The 25804-nt window shown below is 47.3% G+C and carries 24 protein-coding genes; 14 read left to right on the top strand and 10 right to left on the bottom strand.

Annotated elements, in window-relative coordinates; all coding sequences use genetic code 11:
• Positions 1-9: 9 nt before the first annotated feature.
• Entirely contained in the window at positions 10-1380 is a 1371-nt protein-coding gene (locus tag FB479_RS07840; RefSeq protein ID WP_106654697.1) for an amino acid permease, read from the bottom strand.
• A gap of 408 nt (positions 1381-1788) precedes the next feature.
• On the opposite strand from FB479_RS07840, the gene FB479_RS07835 reads away from it, so the two are divergent.
• The 4 genes from FB479_RS07835 (at position 1789) to FB479_RS07820 (ending at position 5230) form a co-directional block, all read left to right on the top strand.
• Entirely contained in the window at positions 1789-2532 is a 744-nt protein-coding gene (locus FB479_RS07835) for a metal ABC transporter ATP-binding protein (RefSeq protein ID WP_106654698.1), read from the top strand.
• Positions 2532-3392 carry a metal ABC transporter permease gene (locus FB479_RS07830; protein WP_106654699.1) on the top strand — a complete coding sequence of 287 codons (861 nt, stop codon included), beginning with the start codon at positions 2532-2534 and terminating at the stop codon, positions 3390-3392. The genes FB479_RS07835 and FB479_RS07830 overlap by 1 nt, the downstream gene beginning before the upstream one ends.
• 14 nt (positions 3393-3406) lie before the next feature.
• On the top strand, positions 3407-4351 hold the full coding sequence (locus FB479_RS07825) for a metal ABC transporter substrate-binding protein (RefSeq protein WP_142063919.1): 945 nt from the start codon (positions 3407-3409) through the stop codon (positions 4349-4351).
• A 159-nt stretch (positions 4352-4510) separates the two neighbouring features.
• Entirely contained in the window at positions 4511-5230 is a 720-nt protein-coding gene (locus FB479_RS07820; RefSeq protein WP_106654701.1) for a YebC/PmpR family DNA-binding transcriptional regulator, read from the top strand.
• Positions 5231-7109: 1879 nt separating this feature from the next.
• Here the strand turns inward: FB479_RS07820 and FB479_RS07805 are convergent.
• Together FB479_RS07805 and FB479_RS07795 are read right to left on the bottom strand one after the other, a co-directional pair.
• Positions 7110-7712, bottom strand: a complete 603-nt coding sequence (locus tag FB479_RS07805; protein ID WP_142063913.1) for a hypothetical protein — start codon at positions 7710-7712, stop codon at positions 7110-7112.
• 1465 nt (positions 7713-9177) lie between these two features.
• Positions 9178-10116 (bottom strand): ABC transporter substrate-binding protein, encoded by a 939-nt coding sequence (locus FB479_RS07795; RefSeq protein ID WP_142063910.1) that lies wholly within the window; start codon positions 10114-10116, stop codon positions 9178-9180.
• A gap of 220 nt (positions 10117-10336) precedes the next feature.
• Here FB479_RS07795 and FB479_RS07790 point away from each other — a divergent pair, with 220 nt between their 5' ends.
• Complete coding sequence (locus FB479_RS07790) at positions 10337-10879, top strand: RNA polymerase sigma factor (RefSeq protein WP_106654286.1); 543 nt, start codon at positions 10337-10339, stop codon at positions 10877-10879.
• Positions 10863-12248 (top strand): hypothetical protein, encoded by a 1386-nt coding sequence (locus tag FB479_RS07785; protein ID WP_142063907.1) that lies wholly within the window; start codon positions 10863-10865, stop codon positions 12246-12248. Before FB479_RS07790 ends, FB479_RS07785 begins: the two co-directional genes overlap by 17 nt.
• A gap of 58 nt (positions 12249-12306) precedes the next feature.
• Here the strand turns inward: FB479_RS07785 and FB479_RS07780 are convergent, their stop codons facing one another.
• Both FB479_RS07780 and FB479_RS07775 read right to left on the bottom strand, forming a co-directional pair.
• A complete protein-coding gene (locus tag FB479_RS07780) occupies positions 12307-12789 on the bottom strand; it encodes a GyrI-like domain-containing protein (protein WP_142063904.1) in 483 nt (160 codons plus the stop codon).
• A gap of 46 nt (positions 12790-12835) precedes the next feature.
• Positions 12836-14095, bottom strand: coding sequence for a hypothetical protein (locus FB479_RS07775; RefSeq protein WP_142063901.1), 1260 nt, complete (start codon positions 14093-14095; stop codon positions 12836-12838).
• 167 nt (positions 14096-14262) lie between these two features.
• Between FB479_RS07775 and FB479_RS07770 the strand changes: the two genes are divergently transcribed.
• The 3 genes from FB479_RS07770 (at position 14263) to FB479_RS07760 (ending at position 16396) form a co-directional block, all read left to right on the top strand.
• Positions 14263-14595 (top strand): PadR family transcriptional regulator, encoded by a 333-nt coding sequence (locus FB479_RS07770; protein WP_048031793.1) that lies wholly within the window; start codon positions 14263-14265, stop codon positions 14593-14595.
• Entirely contained in the window at positions 14592-15899 is a 1308-nt protein-coding gene (locus tag FB479_RS07765; protein ID WP_142063898.1) for an FtsW/RodA/SpoVE family cell cycle protein, read from the top strand. Before FB479_RS07770 ends, FB479_RS07765 begins: the two co-directional genes overlap by 4 nt.
• A gap of 80 nt (positions 15900-15979) precedes the next feature.
• The gene (locus tag FB479_RS07760) at positions 15980-16396 is read left to right on the top strand and encodes a VOC family protein (RefSeq protein ID WP_047070766.1); all 417 of its coding nucleotides are present in this window, start codon (positions 15980-15982) and stop codon (positions 16394-16396) included.
• Between the two features lie 77 nt (positions 16397-16473).
• Here the strand turns inward: FB479_RS07760 and FB479_RS07755 are convergent, their stop codons facing one another.
• Positions 16474-16854, bottom strand: a complete 381-nt coding sequence (locus FB479_RS07755; protein WP_142064623.1) for a VOC family protein — start codon at positions 16852-16854, stop codon at positions 16474-16476.
• A gap of 158 nt (positions 16855-17012) precedes the next feature.
• Here FB479_RS07755 and FB479_RS07750 point away from each other — a divergent pair, with 158 nt between their 5' ends.
• Together FB479_RS07750 and FB479_RS07745 are read left to right on the top strand one after the other, a co-directional pair.
• Positions 17013-18743 carry an ABC transporter ATP-binding protein gene (locus tag FB479_RS07750; RefSeq protein WP_142063895.1) on the top strand — a complete coding sequence of 577 codons (1731 nt, stop codon included), beginning with the start codon at positions 17013-17015 and terminating at the stop codon, positions 18741-18743.
• A 1-nt stretch (position 18744) separates the two neighbouring features.
• Entirely contained in the window at positions 18745-20586 is a 1842-nt protein-coding gene (locus FB479_RS07745; RefSeq protein WP_142063892.1) for an ABC transporter ATP-binding protein, read from the top strand.
• 59 nt (positions 20587-20645) lie between these two features.
• Here FB479_RS07745 and FB479_RS07740 read toward each other — a convergent pair whose 3' ends face one another.
• The 3 genes from FB479_RS07740 to FB479_RS07730 form a co-directional block, all read right to left on the bottom strand.
• Complete coding sequence (locus FB479_RS07740) at positions 20646-21383, bottom strand: class I SAM-dependent methyltransferase (RefSeq protein ID WP_142063889.1); 738 nt, start codon at positions 21381-21383, stop codon at positions 20646-20648.
• Entirely contained in the window at positions 21380-22138 is a 759-nt protein-coding gene (locus FB479_RS07735; protein WP_142063886.1) for an MBL fold metallo-hydrolase, read from the bottom strand. Before FB479_RS07735 ends, FB479_RS07740 begins: the two co-directional genes overlap by 4 nt.
• A gap of 83 nt (positions 22139-22221) precedes the next feature.
• On the bottom strand, positions 22222-22488 hold the full coding sequence (locus tag FB479_RS07730) for a CD3324 family protein (protein ID WP_106654297.1): 267 nt from the start codon (positions 22486-22488) through the stop codon (positions 22222-22224).
• 431 nt (positions 22489-22919) lie between these two features.
• Here FB479_RS07730 and FB479_RS30900 point away from each other — a divergent pair, with 431 nt between their 5' ends.
• The 3 genes from FB479_RS30900 to FB479_RS07715 all read left to right on the top strand — a co-directional run bounded on the left by FB479_RS30900 (position 22920) and on the right by FB479_RS07715 (position 24215).
• Positions 22920-23069: a zinc ribbon domain-containing protein gene (locus tag FB479_RS30900; protein WP_255438334.1), complete on the top strand. Its 150-nt coding sequence runs from the start codon at positions 22920-22922 to the stop codon at positions 23067-23069.
• Between the two features lie 13 nt (positions 23070-23082).
• Positions 23083-23298 (top strand): hypothetical protein, encoded by a 216-nt coding sequence (locus tag FB479_RS07720; RefSeq protein WP_142063879.1) that lies wholly within the window; start codon positions 23083-23085, stop codon positions 23296-23298.
• Between the two features lie 86 nt (positions 23299-23384).
• On the top strand, positions 23385-24215 hold the full coding sequence (locus FB479_RS07715; RefSeq protein ID WP_106654298.1) for a prohibitin family protein: 831 nt from the start codon (positions 23385-23387) through the stop codon (positions 24213-24215).
• Positions 24216-24263: 48 nt separating this feature from the next.
• Here the strand turns inward: FB479_RS07715 and ahpF are convergent, their stop codons facing one another.
• Positions 24264-25793 (bottom strand): alkyl hydroperoxide reductase subunit F, encoded by a 1530-nt coding sequence (gene ahpF, locus FB479_RS07710; protein ID WP_142063875.1) that lies wholly within the window; start codon positions 25791-25793, stop codon positions 24264-24266.
• Between the last annotated feature and the right edge of the window lie 11 nt (positions 25794-25804).

The following is a 25804-nucleotide window of genomic DNA, read 5'->3' as shown; positions in this document are numbered from 1 at the left end:
AGGCGCTGCTTAGTGTTCTGCTACCTCTATTTCATTTGTCTTCGTTTTCCGCAGTTTGTAAATCGCGACGAGTAAAATAAACCACACAGGTGTGATGAACAAGGAGACTCGTGTATCTTCCGCGAGTGCAAGGACGACCAGAATGAAGGCAAGGAATGCCAGGATCAGGTAATTGGCAAAAGGATAGAGCGGCATTTTAAATGGATTCGCTTTTGCTAATTCTGGTCTCGTTTTGCGATATTTTAAATGGCAGATGACCGTGATTCCCCAAATAAAGATAAAACAAACGGTCGAAACGCTTGTGATCAGTGTAAATACACCTTCTGGCATGACGTAGTTCAATACGACTGCGATCAGAATGACAACCGTCGAAAAGAATAGGGCATTTGCTGGGACCTTGTTGGCAGTCAGTTTGGTAAGGGGCACAGGGGCATTCTTTTCTTTGGCAAGGGAGTAAACCATCCGGCTTGTACTGAAAATGGCGCTATTACATGCGGAAGCTGCGGATGTCAGTACGACAAAGTTGACGATACCGGCAGCGGCTGCAATGCCAATCGCTGCGAAGACCTGCACGAATGGACTCTCCAACGGGTTGATCGCGTTCCAAGGATAAATGCTCATGATGACGATGAGTGCGCCAACGTAGAATATCAAAATCCGAATCGGGATTTGGTTAATCGCTTTTGGAATGACTCGTTTTGGGTCTTCTGTTTCACCGGCTGTCAGACCGACGAGCTCGATCCCAACAAATGCGAACACGACCATCTGGAAGGAGAGAAGGAACCCATTAAAGCCGTTCGGGAACATACCGCCATGACTCCAGAGATTCGTGAAGCTGGACGCACCAGCATTCGTAGAAAAGCCCTTGATGATCATGAAAATGCCGACAAAAATCAGGGCGAGAATCGCGATGACCTTAACGAGCGCGAACCAAAATTCCATTTCTCCAAAAAGCTTCACTGTAGCCAGATTCATGATTAACAAAATCACGAGGGCGATCAAGCCTGGCATCCACTGCGGTATTTCCGGAAACCAGTATTGCGTATACAGACCAACAGCTGTCAGGTCGGCCATGGCGATCGAAATCCAGCAAAACCAGTACGTCCAGCCCGTGACAAATGCGGCCATATTCCCCAAATAGTCTTTGACGAAATCCACAAAAGAATGGTAGTTCAAGTTGCTCAAGAGGAGCTCCCCGAGTGAGCGCATAATTAAAAAGCAGATGATGCCCGTAATCAAGTAAGCAAATAAGATGGATGGGCCGGCCAAATGAATCGATTTTCCTGCGCCCAAAAATAATCCTGTACCGATTGCACCACCGATCGCGATGAGTTGTACGTGTCTGTTTTTTAGACCTCTCTCCAATTTTTGATCCTGCATACGATCCACCTCTCTATTTTTAGTTAGTTTTTAATTTTTAGATTTTTATCAAACACATAATGTTCATATTAACATAACTATTGTTGTTTCACATATGTTTATTTATTTTTATAGAAAAAAAGCTTTTAATTATGAACGAAATAGGAACATTTTGGAAGTGTTGGTTCTTTTAAACAAGGACTACACTTCTTTTTTGTATCTCAGAAAAAAGAATATATTGACATGGGAATGGAAATCATTTAATTTTGCATTAGGGCAACTTTTTTATACACAAGCATATTAGTTTGCTTGGGCGAATATTATTGGTACAAGACTACATTTTTGTGTGTGGGCATATAGGAATTACCCGTTTCATCATTGGTTTTTGAGCGGGATCATATAACGGGCTATTATTTGGAGGGAAAAATCATGGATTCTGCTATTGCAGTAAGGGATCTGCATGTCTCTTACTTTGGGAACGAAGTTGTTCGGGATGTCTCATTTAACGTTGAGCTAGGGAGCATGGTTGGAATCATCGGTCCAAACGGGGCAGGGAAGTCAACCCTGATCAAGGCTCTCTTGGAACTCATTCCGAGAGATAAGGGGAATGTGCGGATTTTTGGTAAAGAGACAAATGAATTCCGGAAGAAAATCGCCTATGTACCACAGCGGAGCATGATTGATTGGACGTTTCCGATCACCGTCATGGATACAGTGCTGATCGGGACATATCCAAGTGTCGGACTGTTCAAATTTCCGAAGAAAAAGGAAAAAGCGTGGGCGCTGGAATGCCTGAGAAGAGTAGGACTGGAGGATTTCCGCGACAGGCAGATTGGGGAGCTATCCGGCGGGCAGCAACAGCGTGTCTTCCTAGCAAGGGCACTTGCGCAAAAACCGGAGCTGCTGCTTCTGGACGAGCCGTTTGTGGGGATTGATGTGGCGAGCGAGGACACAATCATTCGCATCTTGAAAGAGCTGCAGCTTCAGGACAAAACGATTGTCGTCGTCCATCATGACTTGTCGAAAGCGAATGCGTATTTTGATCAGCTTCTACTGATGAACAAAGAATTGATCAAGTTCGGTACGGTCGATGAAGTACTGAATCGAGAAGTCATGTCGAAAGCATACGCCTATCAGCTCCAATTTCTCGAAAAGACCGAGGTGCTTGCATAATGGATTTCTTGATGGCAATTGGACAGTATGAATTTTTGCAAAAAGCATTGTTTACATCTGTAGTGGTTGGATTAATCTGCGGCGTTATAGGTAGCTTTATCATCTTGCGGGGAATGTCCTTGATGGGGGATGCCATCTCACATGCTGTTTTGCCTGGGGTGGCCCTCTCCTATGCATTTGGAATCAATTTCTTTGTAGGTGCTGTTTTAACGGGTGTGCTCACTGCTGTTGGAATTGGCTACGTGAGCCAAAATAGCCGCATCAAGAACGACACGGCGATTGGGATATTGTTCACATCCGCCTTTGCGATCGGGATCATCATGGTTACGATGCTGAAAAGCAGTACCGATTTGTATCACATTTTGTTCGGGAATGTATTGGCTGTGCGTTCGTCAGACATGTGGGTGACGGTTGGCATCGGGGTCGTCGTCATCGTGACAGTCTACGCTTTTTTCAAAGAACTGTTACTGACTTCGTTCGATCCAACCATTGCTGCTGCTTACGGCTTGCGTAACAACCTCATTCATTACTTGCTGATGACCTTGCTGACGATGGTAACTGTCGCTTCCTTGCAGACTGTCGGAATCGTGTTAGTCGTCGCCATGCTGATTACACCGGCTGCTACCGCCTATCTTTTGACCGACCGCTTGTCGATCATGATCTTTTTGGCTGGCGGTTTTGGGATGCTGTCTTCGGTTATCGGCCTTTATTTTAGCTTTACCTATAATTTGGCCTCTGGTGCCACGATTGTCGTGGTTGCAACCGTGCTATTCTTCCTGGCCTTTCTCTTCTCCCGAAAACACGGGGTGGTATGGAAATCAATCCGAGCCCGGCAAAAACGAGTCGAGCTCTCAAAGTAAAGGAGATTATCGTCATGAAGAAGTGGAATCTGTTTTTCGTTTTTCTTATATCAACCGCATTGATGGCAGCGTGTGGTGCTCCGCAAAGTGCGAACGAGCCCACGAAATCAGATAGTGACAAGCTGCAGGTCGTGACCACGTATTCCATCCTGTATGACATCGTGAAAAACATTGGGGGAGATCGGGTAGAGATCCATAGTCTCGCTCCGATTGGCTCCAATCCTCATGAATATGATCCACTGCCTGCTGACGTGCAAAAAACGACGGATGCAGACGCTGTTTTCTACAACGGCTTGAATCTGGAGGCGGGTAACTCATGGTTCAATAATCTCATGAATACAGCGGGCAAATCAGGTCCGGATGCACCCGTGTTCCGACTCAGTGAGGGTGTAGCGGCCAAACACTTGACGACCAAAGGCAAAGAGAGTGAAGAAGATCCGCACGCTTGGTTGGATGTACGCAATGGAATCAAGTATGCGGAGAATGCAAAAAATGCCCTGATCAAGGTGGACCCAGCCCACAAGGAAACGTATGAGCAAAACGCCAAGAAATACATCGAACAGCTGACTGCTCTGCACGAGGAAGCGGTTAAGCAATATAGCCAGATTCCAAAGGAACAGCGTGTGCTCGTGACGAGCGAAGGAGCGTTCAAATATTTCAGCGAAGCCTACGATTTTGAAGCCGCATACATTTGGGAAATCAACTCGGAGAACCAAGGAACGCCTGAGCAGGTCACGCAGGTGGTTGATACGATCCGTGCGAAAAAAATCCCGGCTTTGTTCGTAGAGACGAGTATCGATCCGCGCAGCATGGAGATGGTATCGAATGAAACGGGTGTACCGATTGTCGGGAAAGTATTTACGGACTCTCTCGGAAAGCCGGGAGAAGATGGCGATACGTACATCAAAATGATGGAATGGAATATCAAGACGATTTACGAAGGATTGACCAAGAAATAACATTCTGAAGGCAAAGCACAGCTCTCCTAATCAGGGGCTGTGCTTTTAAATTCTTCCACTGCTTAACATATTTCATAAGATTGAGGTATAATAGGCTAGTGTGTAAAAGGAATCCGGAGTATTCATATTTAATCTGTCATATTGAAAGAGAGTGGGATTATGGGTCGTAAGTGGAACAATATTAAAGAGAAGAAAGCTTCTAAAGACGCGAGCACCAGTCGTATTTACGCGAAGTTCGGGAAGGAAATATATGTAGCGGCAAAGCAAGGCGAGCCGGACCCAGAGTCCAACCGTGCTCTGAAGGTCGTCCTGGAGCGTGCCAAAACGTACAGCGTACCGAAAGCAATTATCGACCGCGCGATTGATAAAGCAAAGGGCGGCTCTGATGAAACGTTTAGCGAGCTGCGCTATGAAGGCTTCGGGCCAAACGGTTCCATGATCATCGTGGATGCACTGACCAACAACGTAAACCGCACAGCTCCTGAAGTGCGTGCTGCTTTCAACAAAAATGGCGGGAACATGGGCGTATCCGGTTCTGTTGCTTATATGTTTGACCCAACAGCGGTATTTGGCTTGGAAGGCAAAACTTCTGATGAAGTGTTGGAAATCTTGATGGAAGCGGACGTAGATGTGCGCGACATTTTGGAAGAAGACGGTGCTGTCATTGTTTACGCAGATGCAGAACAGTTCCACGCTGTACAAGAAGCACTCAAAAACGGTGGCGTCGCAGAGTTTACCGTAGCTGAACTGACCATGCTGCCACAAAACGAAGTAACGCTGACAGAAGATGTACAAGCTCAATTCGAAAAGCTGATCGATGCTTTGGAAGACTTGGACGATGTGCAGCAGGTGTACCATAACGTTGATTTAGGTGAATAATGTTTTCGATGGAGAAGACCTTTGTTTAAAAGCAAGGGTCTTTTTCTATGTGGCTGCGGTGAAGAGAAGAATATTTCCAGTCTAGGCTCCAGGCTCCGTCCTGCTGAGGGCTGAGACTGCCCGCTCCGAAGGAATTAGCGGGGAAACGCAAAAGTGGTAGCCGCTACGCCGCGTGGGCACGGTTGCGTTTCTGTTGCCCGCGAATCCCTTCTCCGCTCGGTAGGACTCCACAAGTCGCTACGTCTGGAAATATTCTTCTCTGCCGTGACAGATGCGATTCTTCAATCTTTTAAGACTTTAAAACCCGTTTAACACTTGAAGCTCGTAGAGGAAACAGGAGAAATAAGCGAAGATCTTAGGGACACCGACCGAGACGCAATGCAAAAAGCGAAACACGCCTTTAAGCGTCCACCTCTGAAAAAACATCTTGAATGGACCACTTTGGACGCGGTTTCGCTTTTTGCATGGAGTCGTGCAGTCAATCCCTCAGGGGGTGGCCCTAGAATCTGAGCGTTTTCTCCTGTTTCCTCCCCAGCACTACAGCGCTAATTTAAGGTTCCTATTATGTGACTGCGGTGAAGAGAAGAATATTTCCAGTCTAGGCTCCAGGCTCCGTCCTGCTGGGGGCTAAGACTGTCCGCTCCGAAGGAATTAGCGGGGAAACGCAAAAGTGGTAGCCGCTACGCCGCGTGGGCACGGTTGCGTTTCTTTTGCCCGCTAATCCCTTCTCCGCTCGGTAGGACTCCACAAGTCGCTACGTCTGGAAATATTCTTCTCTGCCGTGACAGATGCGATTCTTCAATCTTTTAAGACTTTAAAAACCCGTTTAACACTTGAAGCTCGTAGAGGAAACAGGAGAAATAAGCGAAGATCTTAGGGACGCCGACCGAGGCGGAATGCAAAAAGCGAAAGACGCTCTTAAGCGTCCACCTCTGAAACACATCTTGAATGGACCACTTTGGACGCGGTTTCGCTTTTTGCATGGAGTCGTGCAGTCCATCCCTCAGGGGGTGGCCCTAGAATCTGAGAGTTTTCTCCTGTTTCCTCCCCAGCACTACAGTGCCAATTTAAGGTTCCTACTTATGTGGTTGCGGTGAAGAGAAGAATATTTCCAGTCTAGGCTCCAGGCTCCGTCCTGCTGGGGGCTAAGACTGTCCGCTCCGAAGGAATTAGCGGGGAAATGCAAAAGTGGTAGCCGCTACGCCGCGTGGGCACGGTTACGTTTCTTTTGCCCGCAAATCCCTTCTCCGCTCGGTAGGACTCCACAAGTCGCTACGTCTGGAAATATTCTTCTCTGCCGTAACAGATGCGATTCTTCAATCTTTTAAGACTTTAAAACCCGTTTAACACTAGAAGCTCGTAGAGGAAACAGGAGAAATAAGCGAAGATCTTAGGGACACCGACCGAGGCGCAATGCAAAAAGCGAAACACGCCTTTAAGCGTCCACCTCTGAAAAAACATCTTGAATGGACCACTTTGGACGCGGTTTCGCTTTTGGCATGGAGTCGTGCAGTCCATCCCTCAGGGGGTGGCCCTAGAATCTGAGCGTTTTCTCCTGTTTCCTCCCCAGCACTACAGCGCCAATTTAAGGTTCCTCTTATGTGGCTACGGGGGAAAAAACATTCCTAGTCTTCGTTCAGTGCTTCGTCCGAGGGGAAGACTGGACTGCCCGCTCCAAAGGGATTAACGGGGAAACGGAAAAGTTTCTTCTCTGGCGGAACGGATGCGATTCTTCATTCTTTTAGTGCTTTTAAAAATCAGATAATACGGAAAGTCTTTGGAGTTTTGGAAAGAGAACAGAAAAATAAACAAGCTGATGTCGATTGGGCTTCGACGTCAGCTTGTCTACTAGAAGAATGCGATTAGCAAATTGTTCTGTTTAGCCAATGCGTCTGATCAGGTTCATTGTTCCCGTTGATCTGATAATTGTCCATCCGTCAGGAATTGGGGAGCCAAGCATTACCCATACCTCTTGACCAGAAGGAGCATTATTGAGATTTCTGATGAAGTTCATATCTCCCGAACTTCTGGTTATGACCCATCCGTCAGGAATTGGGGAGCCAAGCATTACCCATACCTCTTGACCAGAAGGAGCATTATTGAGATTTCTGATGAAGTTCATATTTCCCGAACTTCTGGTTATGACCCATCCGGTTGGAATTGGGGAGCCAAGCATTACCCAAACTTCGTAACCAGAAGGAGCATTGTTAAGATTCTTAATCAAGTTCATATTTCCTGAACTTCTGACCACGACCCATCCAGACGGAATAGGGGAGCCTAACATTACCCAAATTTCCTCGCCAAATGCTTTGTTTTTGCTTGTAGGGGCATCTTTCTTTTTCCAATCTTTCTGGATATCACTTGTTACGTAGGGAGTCGTCTTACCTTGTAAAGGTAGTGCTGCCCCTTGGGCTGTTGCAGCTAAATTGGGTACAGCGACAACGGAGCTTAAAGCTAGGATGACCAAGGCTTTCTTAAACATTTGCATCAACCTTTCATGACAATGGTTTAGAAACTATCATCGAGTAGATGTCAAAGTTGAGTAAATTAATTACATAATTGCCAGTATATACTATGTTAAGCGAAATCCATTTTCTTTACTTTAGGAGATATTGTCGAATGGGAGACAAAGTAGACTATATTTTGAGAAACCATGAATTTCTATGTAGCTGTAGTGGCGAGAAGAATATTTCCAGTCTAGGCTCCAGGCTCCGTCCTGCTGAGGGCTGAGACTGCCCGCTCCGAAGGGATTTGCGGGGAAACGCAAAAGTGGTAGCCGCTACGCCGCGTGGGCACGGTTGCGTTTCTTTTGCCCGCGAATCCCTTCTCCGCTCGGTTGGACTCCACAAGTCGCTACGTCTGGAAATATTCTTCTCTGCCGTGACAGATGCGATTCTTCAATCTTTTAAGACTTTAAAAACCCGTTTAACACTTGAAGCTCGTAGAGGAAACAGGAGAAATAAGCGAAGATCTTAGGGACACCGACCGAGACGCAATGCAAAAAGCGAAACACGCCTTTAAGCGTCCACCTCTGAAAAAACATCTTGAATGGACCACTTTGGACGCGGTTTCGCTTTTGGCATGGAGTCGTGCAGTCCATCCCTCAGGGGGTGGCCCTAGAATCTGAGCGTTTTCTCTTGTTTCCTCCCCAGCACTACAGTGCCAATTTTAGGTTCCTATTATGTGGTTGCGGTGAAGAGAAGAATATTTCCAGTCTAGGCTCCAGGCTCCGTCCCGCTGAGGGCTAAGACTGTCCGCTCCGAAGGGATTCGCGGGGAAACGCAAAAGTGGTAGCCGCTTCGTAGCTAGGGCACGTTGCGTTTTTTTTGCCCACTAATCCCTTCTCCGCTCGGTAGGACTCCACAAGTCGCTACGTCTGGAACTATTCTTCTCTATCGTGACTGATTAGATTCTTCCATCTTTTAAGGCTTTTAAAACTCGTTTAACACGGAAAGCTCGTAGAGGAAACAGGAGAAATAAGCGAAGATCTTTGGAAACACCGACCGAGGCGCAATGAAAAAAAGAGAAACAAGCTTTTAGCGTCCACCTCTGATTCCCATCCTGAATGGGCGACTTTGGACGCGGGTTTCGCTTTTTTTCATGGAGCCGGGCAGTGAATCCCCCAGCGGGTGGGACAAGAATCTGAGCGTTTTCTCCTATTTCCTCCCCACAACTACCGCCCGACAAACGGATTTTAAAAGAAATAAAACCGCCTCCAAAAGGAGACGGCATATATCGAGCTCGTTAGTTTTGAGGTGCTACCGATCATCACGTGCGACGCATCTACCTCCAGTATGAAGTTAGAAGCTTAAAGCAGTGTACGGTTTCCCTTACTCACTAGGTGATCGTGTAAATCATCCATGGCACATCGCCTCCGTAAAGGACTAAGCCTGATTGAAAACACACCACCGAGCTCGATGAGTATAGTATGAGCCAAGCCCATCATTTTATTCACTCATCTTTAGCATCTGTTTTCGAATCGCATTTAAAAACGATTGGTTGCTGTAGGCCGTGCCACCAGCCAATCCTGGTTCAACTGCATTCATGTACATTTGATCCGCTTTGACTGCGCGTAGATTTTTCCATGCAGGCTGTTCTTGCAAATGCTGGAAAGCGGGCTGGTCTTCTTTGTTGACCATCACAAACAAGTAGTTGGGATCTTCTTTTGCCAAAGCATCCATCGAGAGTGGGCTACGCTCCTCGATATTCGCGACGACATCTGGGACAGGCAGGGCCAAGTCCGTATATAACAGGTAATTATACCGTTCGTCTTTTGGATAGGCGTAGAAGGAGCCTTCTTGGAACCACAGCGTCAGCACTTTCTTTTCTGGAAGTGGGTTGAGCTTGTCGCGGAGTTCCTGTGCGTTTTGCTTCACTTTACCTACGAAAGTATCTAAATTGGCATCTTTTCCACGAACATCAGCGAGCAGACGCAAGTTTTCTTGCCAATGAGCTCCGTTTGTAGAGACGGGAATGACAGAGGCTGCGGTTTGCAATTTGGCCAAGTCTTCCTTGGAGGTCTTGTCGGTTGTCATGATGACGTCAGGTTCGAGGGCAACCAGCTCACCTAGGTTATCTGCAATATGATAAGGGAGAGGCTTGGCATTTCTGATCATGGCTTGATATTCCGCAGGAAACTTTCCGTTTTTATCCGTCGTAGCTGCGACGGGCGGGATTCCCAGCAAGAAAGAATCTTCATACGAAGCGGGGAAGCCTACGAAAACAATATCTTTGGTTCTGGCCGGAATGGTATAAGTGTTGCCCAAGTAATGGATCGATCTGGTCGGTTTCGATGCCGCTGAATCGCCCGTTTGTCCACCAGTGCCGCAGGCTGTCAGGACGAGGAGCAAAGCGGCAATCGGGATAGCTAGTAGCCGTTTATACATACAGGTCACTCCGTTCTTACTTCTTGTGTTTATCAGGAAAGTAGCAGGACTCATGTAAATTATAGGCTACCCGATCCATCCGTCGCTGTTGCATTCCTGAACATTTTCAAACATTCTGCTGTAACCTTTTTCCTGCTCAAGACACTAATGGGTATCCGAGAAAATTTTCGCTATAGGAAAGTAGTCGATCAGCCGACAGCAAGAGAATGGAGGAGCTTCTTTGTATGAAGAAATGAAACATCAGGTCATGGCCATCTATGAGCGGCATTATCATGATGTGTATCAATTTTTGCTGTACTTTGCTGGCAGTCAGAATGATGCAGAAGATTTGACGCAGGAGGTTTTTTTGCGAGTAATTCGATCGCTTGAACGATTTGAAGAGCGATCTGACGTGAAGACATGGCTGTTTGCGATCGCGAAGCATACAGCGATGAATTACTATCGAAAACGCAAGTGGCAAAAGCTGTTGTCAGGGAACTGGCTGTCTGTTGTGATGCCAGCCACGGAAGGGAATCCTGCTCAGGAAGCAGAAAGCCGGGAGGACGAGCAGGAATTGATCACTGCGATCAAGGGATTGCCACCGCATTACCGCATGGTTGTCATTCTGCGTGGCATTAAAGAGTACAGCGTCAAAGAGACAGCCGAAATACTGGATTGTTCAGAATCAAACGTGAAAACGACGATGCACCGGGCACTGAAGCTGTTACATAGCAAACTGTCGAATACGAAGAAGGGGGAGTTGTACAGTGGATTGGCAAAATGAACGAGATATGCTGGAACGGTTAGCGACTCTGCAAAAAAGTACACCCCCACGTAAGGAGTTTGTAGAGAGTTTACGTACTGTGCTGGAACAAGAAACGAGTCGGGTTGGCAAGAAGGGACGGCTGTTCATGAATCCGTTGACAGCGGGGATGACAGCAGTCGTGATCGCTGTTGGCTTTGGGCTGTACATCATGGCTGGGATGGGGCAAAACGAACTCATGGACCCTGAGGTGACGGCAACAAGTAGTCCGCAGCTTCCCGCCCATCCTGTATACGAGCAGGCGAAGAAGCTGCTGCAAGAATTGGCAGGTCGAGAGGCGAGTGAATATGCAGTGAATGGTATGTTATCCAATACCGATACAGGTGTTGTCGTGATGAACAAGACGGTGAACAACATACCGGTTCTCGAAGACCAATATACATTTACAATTGACCAGGCGGGCAGGAATCATAAAAAAGAAGTACGGACAAATGATACGACAGGCATGGTCTTTCCTGATCCCAAAAAGGCAATGCCAGTGAAGCAGGCTGAACAAATTTTTGGGCAAAGTGCCCGGCTGCTCTATTCAGAGTGGGAAGGGCGATTGCTATATGAGTTTCCTTTTTCAGGTGACATTGATGCTATCACAGGAGAAATTTACCCCACAGAACGCTATCATCCCGATTACAGTCTAGTAGATATGCCGCCAATTCCTGTGAAACCGGGAGGCATAAAGCTGGTAGCTCCCGACATCGAAGAAGCAGATAGACTTTTTCGGGAGTGGGGATTCGAGCCTCCGTTTTCCTTCGTTATTCAAGAAGGCTCAGACGTAGTGCATACGTACAAAATAGAAACGCGAACCAAACAGAAAATAGAACTGACCGTAGTAACAGATACAGGAAAAATTCTGAACTATCGGTATGAAAATATCCATGGGAAAAAGGAAAAGCTCCCTCATCCGAAGCTGGAAAACGTACAAGAAGCAGCAAAGCAATTTCAGAAATACCTTCCGTTAGACACTAAAGAACTGTTACTTGGTTCTGCCGATAGAAAAGGCAACATCGAAACCTATCAATTCTTCAAGTCCCATCAGGGAGTACCGATTATGGGAGGGTATACGGTTCATTTTGATGTGGACAGGAAACAGGTGATCGGAGTCGATCCTACGTATACCATGGAGTCTAAGCAGTTTCCTGACAAAAGCAAGGCAATGTCACGGGAAGACGCGACTAACGTATACGTCACCCATCGCCCGCTCCGATTGGTCTACAAGTTGATGGAGAACCCAACGACAGGAAAATTAGAACCGCGTCTCGTCTATCATATTTATTATCACGACACACCGCTCTATATGGTGGATGCGCTAACAGGGGAGTGGGTGCGTAGTTAATATCATCGTAACAACAGAAAAACCAGGGAGAGGATTCCCTGGTTTTTCGCTATGTCTCTTATTTGAAGAGCGGAACATAAATATCAATCTCGTTGTTTTCCTGCCCTGGCTTGTAGCGTTCGTCCCAATACTCAAAATCAAATCCGGCATACTCATATCCCGATTCGCAGAGCCAGGACCCGTAAAGAAAGCCATACGTCTCGCCCAAGTTTGTCTCAGGTCCCTTGTGGATTACTTTTGCAAATGTCCCCGCGGGAATCGTGTGACTGACCATCCCTTCTGGAATATCTGCGAGGCTGGATACTTCGACGCCAATAAGGGTGGTAAAAGGATCTACCGCCGCATCGAAGTCAGCTTTGTCAGGATAGATTTGGATCAGGTATTCGCCCTCACCAACCTGATGGTGAATCTCGCTTTTTCTAGCTCGCAAAGCTTCAGAGGTAGTAGCGGAGAGCTTTTTGCCCAAGTCTTCTGTCACATTCGCCGTAAAAGTGATACCAATTACATGTGTTTCCTCGCGGGTGAGAATAGTTGGCTTCACGAAATAACGTCCTCTCGTTTAGTAGGGAACCGAGCTAATCCAGCAGCTATTTCAGCTCTCTGGCATATATCTTCGTTCCATCATGCGTAAACGTACCGATATATTTCTTGCCATCTACCGTATATTCCATAGAAACGGTTTCCTTTCTAGGAGGCGTAAGCAGCTTGTGCGGAAACGGGAATGGCTGTTTGTTCGCCACGTCTGCAATGATCTGCGTGTCTGTATGAAAAAGCTTGCCTGTCTGTTTCAATTGCTTGAGCTGCTCTGGTTTATCCAGCTTGTAAGGCAGAGTCGTGGTCGGTTTGTCCATCGCATTGATTTTCTGGAAGAAATACCCGTCCTTTGTTTTCGTCACCGCAATAAACTGTCCGTCACTCGTCTCTTTCAGAAAAGCATACTTTTTCGAAGCGAATGTCCCTTTTTTATTCATCAATAAGTAAAATTCTTCGTTGTCCTTTTTCCCGGAAATGATAAACACTCCCGAATGGATGTTGGATTCCACCTTGTAATTTCGGGATGGCTTCAGCACGACTTTTCCTTCGTGATTAATAAAGTGGGTCATGCCGTTAATTTTCACTCGATGCAATCCTTCGCTGTATCCCATGTAGTCATCAAAGAATGGCTTTGCGTGTATTTTGCCAGTCATATCTTTTAAGCCCAATTTGTAGGATAAAACCATGCCATCCTTTACGTTACGTTTGACAAAAGGGTAGTGATGAATGTCGAAAGTTTTTTCTCCCGTATGCTCACTCGAGATTGGAAATAGCTCCTCATCTGTGATCTGCTTGGATATTTTCGTACGAGCATTGTACAGATAAGAGGTATAGCTTGTGGGAGAATACAAAAACCACTCTCCGTCTATTTGCGTGAAGGAATCGTTATAGGTGGTTATTTCCTGTGTGTTGCCTTGTTTATCGAAAATAATAAACGAGCTGTTACCAAAGTGGGTAATGATATGAAAAAAGCCATACCCGTTTTGCAATGGACTGATGTAGCCTGGATATAATAACGCTTCCTGCTGATCGATTACTTTCCCGGTAGGAGAAACAAGGGCAAAATGAGGGAACCATTCCTGCTTGAACTCTTTGTAATAGGGATCATTCGGACTCGATCCTGCAAATGGGACGAAAAATGGTTCCGTTAGTCCAGGTGGTACCTGAATCTCTTTTTCTGTCGGAACGTACTTGAGTACTGTCGTTTCCGGTCTGTCTGAACGGATGGCATTTTCGGAATGCGCGACAGAAGGAACGATTGATAGAGTAAGGCTTAGGGCTAACAGAATGTTGACGTAGTTGGTCTTTTTCATAGGTAAAATCACTTTCTCTTTCCATTTTTGTATGTAGAAGGTAGACGTTTCTCGAAAGCTGAATGTTACACATGTGTTGATCTTACAAGATTTGGATGATAGAATTGCATACATAGATTTATGATGTATTGTTTATCTAGGTATCTGCGGTTAAATCGGGAGGCACTATGAAAATCAATAAGGAGCTTTTAAAGGGCAGTACCGTGATCCTGATCTTGACGATGCTGGATCGAAAGGAAATGTACGGGTACGAGATCGCGAAAGCCATTGAGAAGGAGTCAAATGGTCTGTTTACGCTGAAAGAAGGGACGTTGTATCCGATCCTGCATGCGCTCGAAGCGGAGCGTTATGTGGAAGCGTATTGGGATGAGAAGGATGGGAGGAAGCGTAAATACTATCGGATTACGGCAGAAGGTCGCGGGCAATTGAAGGAGAAAAAGCTCGAGTGGCATACGTTCCGCGATGGGATTGATCGGGTGCTGGGAGAGGGAAGAGCATGAAGCAGATGAATACACATCCATTGATTGCAGACTATCTCGATCAAGTATGTCGCCATGTGCGGGCAACGGAAATGCATCGCAGAATTCGGGATGAGCTGGAAAGTCACCTTCTAGATTTGATGGATGAGCAGATGGACGAGGGCGTGGAAGAGGAAGAAGCGGTAAGGCAAGCCATTTTGCAAATGGGGGATTCTGCTGCGGTTGGGAAGCAGCTGCATCAGATTTATAAGCCCAGAGTGGAGTGGAGAATTCTAGTGTATGTGGTGGCTTTTCTGGCTGTTGGTCTGTTTACGATGTATGGAATGCAGGTCAGTTTTATCGAGTTTAAGCTGGACAGATACTGGTTCTATGCCTTATTTGGTATCGGGGTGATGCTCACGGTTACCTTCACAGATTATCGCAAGCTTTTACCGTATTCGTTACATTTGTATGTGCTGACGGTGATCGTGTTTTTGCTCACTATTGTTTATGGCCATACACTTAATGGGAAAGTAGTAATGAAAATTTGGCGTTCCACTCCGATCGATTTTGTGGCAGTGTCCATGTATTTGTTTCTCATAAGCGCTGCGGGTATGCTTCTTACCAGGACGTGGAGATTCCGGGGGACAGCTTCCAAGCTGATTGTATTTGTTTTGTTGCCTGCTAGCCTCTTTCTTATGGCCGGATCGCATATGAATTTCATGCTTTACCTATTTGGATTCATGATTCTTTTGACGTACACACAGACAGTCCGGAAAGAAAAACTTTTCATTATGATTGCGTCGGCTGTTGTTTTAGTGGGTACTTGTTTGTTGGATAGCTACGCTTTAGAAAGGGTGCTAGGCTGGATGCAACCGACTAAAGATCCGCTTGGAAGGGGATATATTTATCTAGAATCGATGGAAGTGATCCGCTCGGCGAGTTTTTGGGGCAAGGGCTTCCATGCTCCTTTACCGAGCATGCCTTCATTAGACTCGGATTTCAAGTTCACGTATTTCATCCATAGGTATGGCTGGTTTGGGGGTATCTTGATCTTGTTAGCCGTTGCTCTGTTTATGATGAGATTGGCTCGTGTCGTCAAGGATGTGGACGAGTCGTATGGGAAGCATCTCGTTGTCAGTATCGTACCTTTATTCTCTGTGTACTTCTTCTGGCCATTGTTGATGTCAACAGGCATGCTGCCAATCGTGAATCTTGAGATTCCTTTTCTCAGCTATAGTGACATAGGAACTGCTTTGGCTCATTTCGCTGTCCTTGGTCTCGTTTTGAGCGTCCATCGGCACAGAAGTTCGATAGGGAAGCCACATACCTACATGGCAAAATAGCAATCCAGAAGAAGCCTCGGGCAATCAGAAATGCTAGGATATAGACATCAAGGAAAAACAAACCCGAGGAGGAAGTACACATGGCATTGCAATCCAAACAAATTTTCGTCAATTTACCGGTGAAGGACCTCAACAAATCGATCGACTTCTTTACGGCGATCGGCTATGAATTCAACCCGCAATTTACGGATCAAAATGCAGCATGCCTGGTGATCGGGGAAAACATTTTTGCCATGCTGCTCGTCGAAGAGTTTTTCCAAACGTTTACGAAAAAAGAGCTGACAGATGCAACGAGAAGCACCGAAGTGATTGTCGCGTTGTCGGCGGACAGCAAAGAGCAGGTCGATGAGATTGTAAACAAAGCATTAGCTGCGGGTGCCACTCCATCGAATGACCCGGTTGACCACGGCTTCATGTACAGCTGGAGCTTTCAAGACTTGGATGGCCATCTGTGGGAGTTCTTGTATATGGATCAAGGCGCTGTTCCACAGGAATAAAAGACCGAGTAAACGAAATGAGGGCAAAAAGCATGGGATCGAAAAGATGATTCCAGCTTTTTGCCCTTTTTGTCCATTCAATACTGGCACATCCCGAGCGGATTCCCATCTGGGTCAAAAAACGTCAGCACCTTCGTAGACCCAAATCTATCAATCGGAGTTACCCTTACTCCACGCTCTATTAACAGCTGATGTGCTGCCTCAATGTCAGCGGGAAGAAAATTATAGTATTTGCCGACACCAAATTGATTTTCCGGAAATGTCATAGGCTGATGGTTCTCTACGCGGACGAGACAGATTACGGTGCTTGATTCATCGGAAATCCGCATCGTGACCGCCTCCTCTTCCACAAACAAAGGTCTGCACCCAAGCTTTTCTTCATACCATTTTGCAGAGGCACCGGGGTCCTTCACAGGTATAAAAACCCCTTCCATGCCTTTTAACAGTGATTGAGCCATCATTTCATCTCCCATTCGACCAAAAATCTATCGCCTACTATTTCGACGACGATGATAGGAAAAACCTGTAAGACCAACGCTTTCGTTTTGACAATCACTCGTGACATTTCGCTAGCTAAGCGTTATCTTGTACGTAGGAACACAGATGGGGTGAACGGATGCGCTTCTACTTAACCTATATAAAAAAATACGGCGTAGTCGCCGGGATTTCCATGTTTTTCTTGGCTGTGGAGGCGGTATGTGATCTTTTGCAGCCGACGATCCTGTCACACATTATCGATACGGGTGTAGCAAAACGGGATATGGATTACGTGCTCAAGACAGGCGGGCTGATGCTGCTCGTAACGGCACTCGGGGCTGTTGCGGCATCCATCCGTAATGTGCTAGCCACATACGTCTCGCAAAACTTCGGTGCGCAGCTGCGCGCAGATTTGTTTTCAAAAGTGCAGTCCTTATCCTTTGAAAACTTGAACAAGTTCGACAGAGCCTCGCTCGTGACACGTCTGACCAATGACGTCAATCAAGTACAGATGTTTATAAACGGCATGATGCGAATATTCGTCAAGGCACCGTTAATGTGCATTGGCGGGTTGTTTATGGCAACCCAATTGAACGTGGATTTGGCTGTGATTCTCGCAATTGTCGTGCCTATTGTGGGTCTGTTTATTTTCTTGAATATGAAAATCGGTTTCCCGTTTTTTCTGAAGGTGCAGCAGGCGCTCGACAGAGTGAACGGTGCGATGCGCGAGTATTTATCTGGTGTACGCGTCGTTAAGGCGTTCAATCGCTTTGATTTTGAGCGTGGCAAGTTTACACGGGCAAACGAGGAGCTGCAATCCAAATCGGTATCGGCTACGCGGGTAATGTCTATCTTCAGTCCAGCGATCATGCTGACGATGAACCTCGGAATTGTCGCGGTCCTCTGGCTTGGGGGGCTTGGCGTAGAAAAAGGAAGCATCGAAGTCGGACATATCATCGCGTTTACGAACTACATGACGCAAATTCTGTTTTCACTCATGATGATTTCCATGGTATTTAACATGTTTGTGCGGGCCAAAGCATCGGGGGGACGCATCGGAGAAGTATTTGCTGAAGAAAACCAAATGAGCTGGAAAGAGGAACAACCTCACGAGCTTCCGGGCAAAAAGGGACGCATCGACTTCGAGCAGGTCAGCTTCTCGTATGACGGTGGGGGCGGCCAGCCGGTACTCAAGCAGATTTCGTTTACTTGTCTGCCTGGGGAGACTGTCGGGATTATCGGGTCGACAGGCTCTGGAAAAAGCAGTTTGGTTGGCTTGATTCCAAGGTTTTATGATGTAACGGAAGGCACGATTCGGGTAGATGGCATGGATGTACGAGACATCGAACCGAAGCGATTGCGTGAAAAAATGGCGATCGTACCGCAAAAAACAATGCTGTTTACAGGCACGGTGATGGAAAACATTCGTTGGGGCAAGGCAGAGGCGACCCACGAGGAGGTCGAGCATGCGGCACGTATGGCGCAGGCTCACGAGTTCATCTCCGCCACTCCCGAAGGCTATGAGACACGCGTAGGACAGGGAGGAGTCAACTTCTCTGGAGGACAGAAACAGCGTATTTCCATCGCCAGAGCCTTGGTGAAAAAGCCGGAAATCCTCATTCTCGACGACAGTACAAGCGCGGTAGATGTGGCGACAGAAGGGAAGATTAAGGATGCGCTTCGAGCTTATGCGGCTGGCCTTACCTGCATCTTGATCGCACAGCGGATTACGTCCGTCATGGATGCAGATAAAATCATCGTGCTCGACAATGGAGAAGTCGCTGGCATCGGTACGCATGACGAATTGATGACCTCCTGTCACGTATATCAGGAAATCTTTCAGTCACAAATCGGCCGGGAGGTGAAGTAAGGTGAGTCAACAGAAGCAACAGCCTGCCTTTTCACCGAGACCTGGCCGAGGTTTTGGACATGGTGCTGCCAGAGGTCCAGTGAGTAAGCCCAAGAATTTTTCGGGTACGTTAAAAAGGCTCTGGCAAGCTTTTGGCAAAGAAAAAAAGCTGCTGCCGATTGTATTTGTCATTGTATTTGTCGATGCACTACTCATGCTGTCTGCGCCTTATTTGATCGGAAAGTCGATTGATGCGATGACAGGTGGCGAGGAAGCTCTTAGTTTTTTGTCTATCATCATTCTTGCCTTGCTCGGCTCGTATATCTTGGATGGGGCACTGACGTTTTTACAAAGCTGGTTGATGGCAGGCATCTCGCAACGAATCGTGACGAATCTGAGGCAAGCCCTTTTTGACAAGCTGCAAAAGCTGCCGATTGCTTATTTCGACGCGCGTACGCACGGGGAGTTAATGAGCAGGCTCACGAATGATATCGACAACGTCAGCAACTCCATTTCCCAATCCACGACGCAGTTAATGTCAGGCGGGATCGTGCTCCTCGGTTCGCTGGTGATGATGCTCGTCTTATCCCCGATCCTGACACTCGCATGTCTGATCACGGTGCCACTTGTGTTTCTGCTCACACGCACGATTGCCAAACGAACGAGTGTCCTGTTCAAAAATCAGCAGATGGAGCTGGGCAAGCTGAACGGGCACATTGAAGAGACGATTTCAGGCATTCAGGTGGTGCAGGCCTTCAATTATGAGCAAAAGGCCATTGAGGACTTTACGACGATCAATGACCGGCTCTGCAAGATCGGGATGAAGGCACAGGTCTGGACGGGCTTTCTCATGCCGATCATGAACGTGATTAACAACCTCGGCTTTGCCATGGTAGCGATTGTCGGAGGCGTTCTCGCTGTAAAAGGATTGATTACAGTAGGTGTTATTGCGAGCTTTCTCAGTTATTCCCGACAGTTTGTCCGTCCGCTGAACGACCTCGCGAACATTTTCAATGTGCTTCAATCCGGTGTTGCTGGGGCGGAGCGGGTTTTTGAGGTAATAGATGAACAAGAGGAGCCTGAAGATTCTCAGGATGCCACTGTGCTTGTACAGCCAAAGGGTCACGTCGTTTTCGATCAGGTCAGCTTCGGCTATCGTCCAGATCAATTGATTTTGAAAAATATCAGCTTCGAGGCACAGGCAGGGAGCACCATCGCGCTAGTCGGACCGACGGGTGCAGGCAAGACGACCATCGTGAATTTGCTCACCCGGTTTTACGATGTGACCTCAGGAACGATATATTTGGACGGAAAAGACATTCGAGACTATTCGCGGGACAGCTTGCGGCGCAGCTTTGGCTTTGTATTGCAGGATACGTACTTGTTTTCCGGTACCATCAAGGAAAATATAATGTACGGCAAGCCAGATGCGACAGATACGGAGGTTGTAGCCGCCGCGAAAATGGCGAATGCAGATGTGTTCATCAATCGGCTCCCGATGCGTTACGATACGATGCTGACGGAAAATGGGGGCAACCTGAGTCAGGGACAACGCCAGCTTTTGGCGATAGCCCGCGTCATCCTCGCCAAGCCGTCGCTGCTCATCCTCGACGAGGCGACAAGCAGCATCGACACACGGACAGAGCTGAATATACAGGATGCACTCCTCACCATTATGGAGGGGCGTACGAGCTTTGTGATTGCACACAGATTGGGTACGATTCGGAATGCCGACACGATTATGGTCGTGGATCGGGGAGAGATCGTGGAAAAAGGCAGTCACGACGAACTTATCGAGCAGAAAGGTACCTATTATCAATTGTTTTACAACCAATTTAAAAATCTGGAGGCTGCTGGGGAATAACAGAGCACCCCGTCCAAACACGCGAAATGACGTGGAGGACGGGGTGCCTTTTTTATCGGTTAGGATGCTTGTTTGCTGGCGGCGATCAACAAGAAGATCGGCCGGCGGATTTCGTCTCGCATCCCGGGTATATCCAGCATTTCTTCAGGAGGACCAGGTTCAGCGACTTTTGTTAAGTGAAATCCGGCAGCAAGGAGATCGTTCATATAGCTCGAAAACGTTCGGTGATATTTGACGACTTTATGATCCAGAAAGGTGGTATGCCGGATGCCTTGCTGCTGATAGTTGTCCACTGGCCAGTGCAAGCGTTCGCCCCCGGGTCCGTAATGCCAGTCCTGTTCAGCCAGAGCAGTGAAGACGGGATGCTCTACGGAGAAAACGAAGGAACCTCCCGGAGCAAGACAGTGATAGACACGTTGGCACAGCAAGTCAAAGCGCTCCACATAATGGATGGCCAAGGAGCTGATGACAACGTCGAATTCCTCAGGGGCAAAATCAATGTCTTCAATCGGAAGACGCAGATACTCGATGGCGGGATCCGTTGTCGTCTCTCTGGCACGAGCCAGCATTTTTTCGGAAAGGTCCACCCCTACAACGGAGCGTGCCTGCTGCTCACGCGCATATCGGCAGTGCCAGCCGAAGCCACAGCCTAGATCGAGCACTTTTTTCTCGTGAAGGGAAGGCAGTAGCTCCCGAAACGCGTGCCATTCTCCCGCGGCATTCAGTCCCTCAACCGAACGAGCCATTTGACTGTATGTGGTGAAAAAACCTTGCTCATCGTATTTGTTCTGTTTCATCCGCGCAAAACCTCCTGGGTCGGGTCGTAGGCCTGGATTAGCTCCCGCAGTGCTTGTTTGACGTCCCCGTGAAACGCTCCACCGTGATAGCAAATCAACTGCTCGATGTCATAATCAAGCAAGCGGCGGACGGAGCGAATCGCTTCCTGCATATCCAGCGTATAGGACGGATTGGCGATTTCGAGTCTACCGTTTTCGATGACAACAGCATCTCCGGCAATCAGCGTTTTGCTTGCGATCACATACAACGAAATATGCCCCGGCATATGTCCAGGCGTATGAATGATCTCGATGCCGCCACACCAAGGCAGGCGTTCGTGATTCGTTACGGGTCGATCAATCGCAGTGGGCTCGATGGACTGCAAAAAGCGAATAAATTCCTTAGCGTTCTGCTTTTCACCCGACGACAGATGGTCCAGTGTTGCTTGTGCCTGCTCCAATCGCAAAGATGTCTTTTGTCCAGCGATGTACGGTGCTTCGGATTCGTAGGCGATGATTTCGAGGTGCGGATAGGTTCTTTTTAAGGCTGCCAAAGAACCGATGTGATCCATATCGTGATGCGTCACAATGACCTTCGTAAGGTCGTCGAGCGTAAGCTGTTGCTTGTGTACGGCCTCCTGAAGCAGTGGCAAAAAATCCGGATACCCACAGTCGACAAGAATCAGTTCATGCTGATCCTGCAGCAGCACCGGGGTAATGACTTGTGCAGATCCATTGTACATAAACGAAATGTCGAGAAAGTGAATCTGTTTCATACGTTGTCCCTCCTGACTGACTGATCTTATAAAGGAGTGTAACGTAAGAGTAGAGCAGACACACGGTCCACCTTTTCTCTGTCTCATTTATGTCCACGAATAATGCGCCGAATACTGTGTTCGGTCAAGTAATGTTTCTGGGCGAGCATTTTGACAGAAGTCCCTTCGCGATATGCCTGCCAAATGGCTTTGTTGCGCTCACTTAGCCATTGTTTTGTGTCTGTAGAGGCGCCCCATTGTCTTTTGTTCTCGTGGTGGATCGGGATGTACAAGTAACTTCCTTGTACATAATGCTGAATTTGTCGCAGCAGATCGTCTGGCAATAGGTCTTGTGCATTTTTGTATTTCATGTGCTTTGCTCCTGTCTATATAGCGTGATGTGCGTATATAGATGAGCAAAGAGATCCTCAACTCAATATCGGGAAGGCTCTGAACCAAGAGAAAGGGGAACTCTTTGCTCAGAGCCGCATTCGGCTCTTCGTACATAAGGGTCTAGCATATGAATCATCTCCCTTCTTGTCTCTATAGTAGTGAGAAAGGGGAGTTCCTTCAACAATCTTCTTTGCCTCCTTTTCCAAATAAAGGGTATGATGAGGAGGGGCTGTGGTTAATCGAATGAGTTGAGGTGGTAAAGGTGCTTGAAGCATGCGGAATATGCAACGAAAAACTGGATCAAAACAACCAGTGCAGGTGTACTAGGCAAGGGGGAGCTTCGTCAGATCGTAACAGTGGACGCAGAGGATGTATAAAATGCGGCTGCACGCGTACAACTGTGACACAGATGTCAGCTACAGGCGGTGGCTTGTCGCGCATGTTGAATGTTCAGTACCAGGTGTATGATGTGATCAGTTGCGTGAATTGCGGTTATAGTGAAATGTATAGACGAAATTCTTCGTCGACGATGAATATTGTAGATTTGTTTTTTGGATAGGGGATGCAATGACATGAGTCTTGGTGGTTTTCAAAGCGGCTTTTCCGCCCGCAAGGTACCACGGTCGGAAGTGCAGTGGGGACAGTTTTTAATTTGCAATCACGGGTGTGAGGAAGTCATCCAGTTGATTTCGCATGTATCTGGTGAAGTTGAATTTGAGCTATGCAAAATCGAGGCAGAGCGAATGGCACACGTTCTTTTAGAAGCTTCGAAAGCCGAGCGCTCATGACATGTATTTTTCATAAATTTCTTGAAACTTACAGCCCGCTCTCTCGTATAAATGAATGAGCATGTATAGATAGAGGGAGGACGAGTATGAGCGACAAAAATGTTGTAAAAATGAGTCCCTTTCAAGCTGGAGGAAAGCTGATCGCAACGATTTTGATACTGGTCGTGTTGGTCTTGCTTGGCACGCAATCCTTTACGATTATTTCCGCAGGGCATAGTGGAGTTGTGCTGCAACTGGGAGCGGTACAGCCAAAAGTGCTGCAAGAGGGTATGCATTTTAAAATTCCGTTCATCCAAACCGTGGTGCCGATGGAAGTGCGGGTGCAAAAATCAGAAATGAGCCAGACATCTGCTTCACGTGACCTGCAAACCGTATCCACGACGATTGCCGTTAACCATCATTTGGATGCAGAAAACGTCAATAAACTGTATCAGCAAGTGGGATTGGAGTACAATAGCCGAATTGTTGATCCTGCCATTGCCGAATCATTTAAAGCCGTGACCGCTCAATACACAGCAGAAGAACTGGTATCCAAGCGTTCCGAGGTCAGCCAAAAGGTAAAAGAAGTCCTGCATAAAAAGCTGTCCAACTATAACATCATCCTCGACGAAATCAATATTCGCGAGTTTACTTTCAGTGATGAATTCAACCGCGCCATTGAATCCAAGCAGGTGGCCGAGCAGCAAGCGCTCAAATCGAAGCTGGATCTGGAGCGGATCAAGATCGAGAAAGAGCAAGAAATCACGAGAGCAGAAGCACAGGCACAAGCACTGCGCCTGCAAAAGCAAGAGGTTACGCCAGAGCTGATTCAGCTCAGACAGATTGAGGCGCAACTCGAAGCGATCCGCAAATGGGATGGAAAGCTGCCGAGCGTAACGGGTGGAGCTACTCCGTTTATCAACGTGGGTTCCCAATAACCAAATAAATAAACAAAGCCACTCCCTTGAAGAGGAGTGGCTTTGTTCTTAGTTGCGGATGAGATAATCGAAAGCTCCCAAAGCCGCAGTAGCACCAGATCCCATCGAAATGATGATCTGTTTATAAGCACTGTTCGTGCAATCACCGGCAGCAAAAACACCAGGGATGTTTGTAGAACCATGGCTGTCTACCACGATCTCGCCAAAGCGAGTGCGCTCAATCGTGTCGCCCAACCAATCCGTATTCGGTACCAGACCGATCTGTACAAACACACCTTGCAATTCAATGTGCTTGGTTTCACCTGACTCACGTTCGATGTAAGAAATACCGTTTACTTTATCCGTACCCGTAATTTCTTTTGTTTGAACGTTTTTGAGTACAGTGACGTTTGGCAGACTGTAGAGACGATCTTGCAATACTGCGTCAGCTTTCAGCTCTGGCGAGAATTCCAGAACCGTTACATGCTTCACAATACCTGCGAGATCAATCGCTGCTTCCACACCTGAATTACCGCCGCCAACAACGGCGACATCTTTGCCTGTAAACAAAGGACCGTCGCAGTGAGGGCAATACGCTACACCCTTGTTCTTGAACTCTGCTTCACCTGGAACACCCAGATTACGCCAACGAGCACCTGTCGACAGGATGACTGTCTTACTCTTCAGAACAGCGCCGTTTTCCAGTTCAATTTCGATCAGATCCTTTTTCTCCAAACGCTTGGCACGTTGCAGCTTCATGACATCAATGCCATACTCTTTCACTTGCTTTTCCAGATTGGCTGCGAGCTGAGGACCTTCAATGTATTTCACACTGATGAAGTTCTCGATGCCCAATGTGTCATTAACTTGACCGCCAAGGCGTTCAGCAACGAGGCCAGTACGAATCCCTTTGCGTGCTGCATAAATCGCCGCACTTGCACCTGCTGGGCCACCGCCCACAACAAGCACATCATAAGGGTCTTTATTCTCAAACTCAGATGCGTCCGGAGCAGAGCCCAGCTTGGCAAGAATTTCTTCCACGGTCATACGACCGCTTTCGAAAAATTCACCATTGAGGAAAACGCTTGGTACAGCCATCACGTTTTTGCTCTCTACCTCGTCCTTGAATACGGCACCGTCAATCATTGTATGAGTAATACCAGGATTGAAGATACTCATCAAGTTCAGAGCTTGGACAACATCTGGACAATTGTGGCAACTCAAGCTGATGTAAGATTCGAACTTATATTCACCACGAAGGTCTTTGATTTGATCAATGACACTTTGCTCGACCTTTGGAGCTCTTCCGCTTACTTGCAAGAGAGCCAATACCAAGGAAGTAAATTCGTGACCCAGCGGAGTACCGGCAAAAACCACTCCGGTATCTTCGCCGACACGGTTTACGCTAAAGCTAGGTGTGCGAGTGAGTTCTGCTTTCTCTACACTGATTTTCAAAGACATGCTGGCTAGCTCATCAATCAGTGCAAGCATCTCAGAGGATGCCTCATCCGTGCCTGCACTGACTTTGAGTACAATATCGCCTTCCAAGAGCTCGAGATATTGTTCTAGTTGCGCTTTGATTTCTTGGTCAAGGGCCATTTTATATCACA

Origin of the sequence: Brevibacillus sp. AG162, assembly GCF_006715575.1 — a bacterium.
Taxonomy (GTDB): Bacteria; Bacillota; Bacilli; order Brevibacillales; family Brevibacillaceae; genus Brevibacillus; species Brevibacillus brevis.
Note: the sequence above shows the minus strand (reverse complement) of the source record. Positions and strands in the feature narration are given on the sequence as shown.

Excerpts from the sequence above, each read along its gene's own strand:
- FB479_RS07840 (WP_106654697.1), bottom strand. The coding sequence starts at position 1,380 with ATGCAGGATCAAAAATTGGAGAGAGGTCTAAAAAACAGACACGTACAA.
- FB479_RS07820 (WP_106654701.1), top strand. The coding sequence starts at position 4,511 with ATGGGTCGTAAGTGGAACAATATTAAAGAGAAGAAAGCTTCTAAAGAC.
- FB479_RS07740 (WP_142063889.1), bottom strand. The coding sequence starts at position 21,383 with ATGAAACAGAACAAATACGATGAGCAAGGTTTTTTCACCACATACAGT.
- FB479_RS07805 (WP_142063913.1), bottom strand. The coding sequence starts at position 7,712 with ATGTTTAAGAAAGCCTTGGTCATCCTAGCTTTAAGCTCCGTTGTCGCT.
- FB479_RS07735 (WP_142063886.1), bottom strand. The coding sequence starts at position 22,138 with ATGAAACAGATTCACTTTCTCGACATTTCGTTTATGTACAATGGATCT.
- FB479_RS07755 (WP_142064623.1), bottom strand. The coding sequence starts at position 16,854 with ATGGCTCAATCACTGTTAAAAGGCATGGAAGGGGTTTTTATACCTGTG.
- FB479_RS30900 (WP_255438334.1), top strand. The coding sequence starts at position 22,920 with ATGTCAGCTACAGGCGGTGGCTTGTCGCGCATGTTGAATGTTCAGTAC.
- FB479_RS07715 (WP_106654298.1), top strand. The coding sequence starts at position 23,385 with ATGAGCGACAAAAATGTTGTAAAAATGAGTCCCTTTCAAGCTGGAGGA.
- FB479_RS07750 (WP_142063895.1), top strand. The coding sequence starts at position 17,013 with ATGCGCTTCTACTTAACCTATATAAAAAAATACGGCGTAGTCGCCGGG.
- FB479_RS07795 (WP_142063910.1), bottom strand. The coding sequence starts at position 10,116 with ATGTATAAACGGCTACTAGCTATCCCGATTGCCGCTTTGCTCCTCGTC.
- FB479_RS07770 (WP_048031793.1), top strand. The coding sequence starts at position 14,263 with ATGAAAATCAATAAGGAGCTTTTAAAGGGCAGTACCGTGATCCTGATC.
- FB479_RS07825 (WP_142063919.1), top strand. The coding sequence starts at position 3,407 with ATGAAGAAGTGGAATCTGTTTTTCGTTTTTCTTATATCAACCGCATTG.
- FB479_RS07830 (WP_106654699.1), top strand. The coding sequence starts at position 2,532 with ATGGATTTCTTGATGGCAATTGGACAGTATGAATTTTTGCAAAAAGCA.
- FB479_RS07730 (WP_106654297.1), bottom strand. The coding sequence starts at position 22,488 with ATGAAATACAAAAATGCACAAGACCTATTGCCAGACGATCTGCTGCGA.
- FB479_RS07720 (WP_142063879.1), top strand. The coding sequence starts at position 23,083 with ATGAGTCTTGGTGGTTTTCAAAGCGGCTTTTCCGCCCGCAAGGTACCA.
- FB479_RS07835 (WP_106654698.1), top strand. The coding sequence starts at position 1,789 with ATGGATTCTGCTATTGCAGTAAGGGATCTGCATGTCTCTTACTTTGGG.
- ahpF (WP_142063875.1), bottom strand. The coding sequence starts at position 25,793 with ATGGCCCTTGACCAAGAAATCAAAGCGCAACTAGAACAATATCTCGAG.
- FB479_RS07775 (WP_142063901.1), bottom strand. The coding sequence starts at position 14,095 with ATGAAAAAGACCAACTACGTCAACATTCTGTTAGCCCTAAGCCTTACT.
- FB479_RS07765 (WP_142063898.1), top strand. The coding sequence starts at position 14,592 with ATGAAGCAGATGAATACACATCCATTGATTGCAGACTATCTCGATCAA.
- FB479_RS07760 (WP_047070766.1), top strand. The coding sequence starts at position 15,980 with ATGGCATTGCAATCCAAACAAATTTTCGTCAATTTACCGGTGAAGGAC.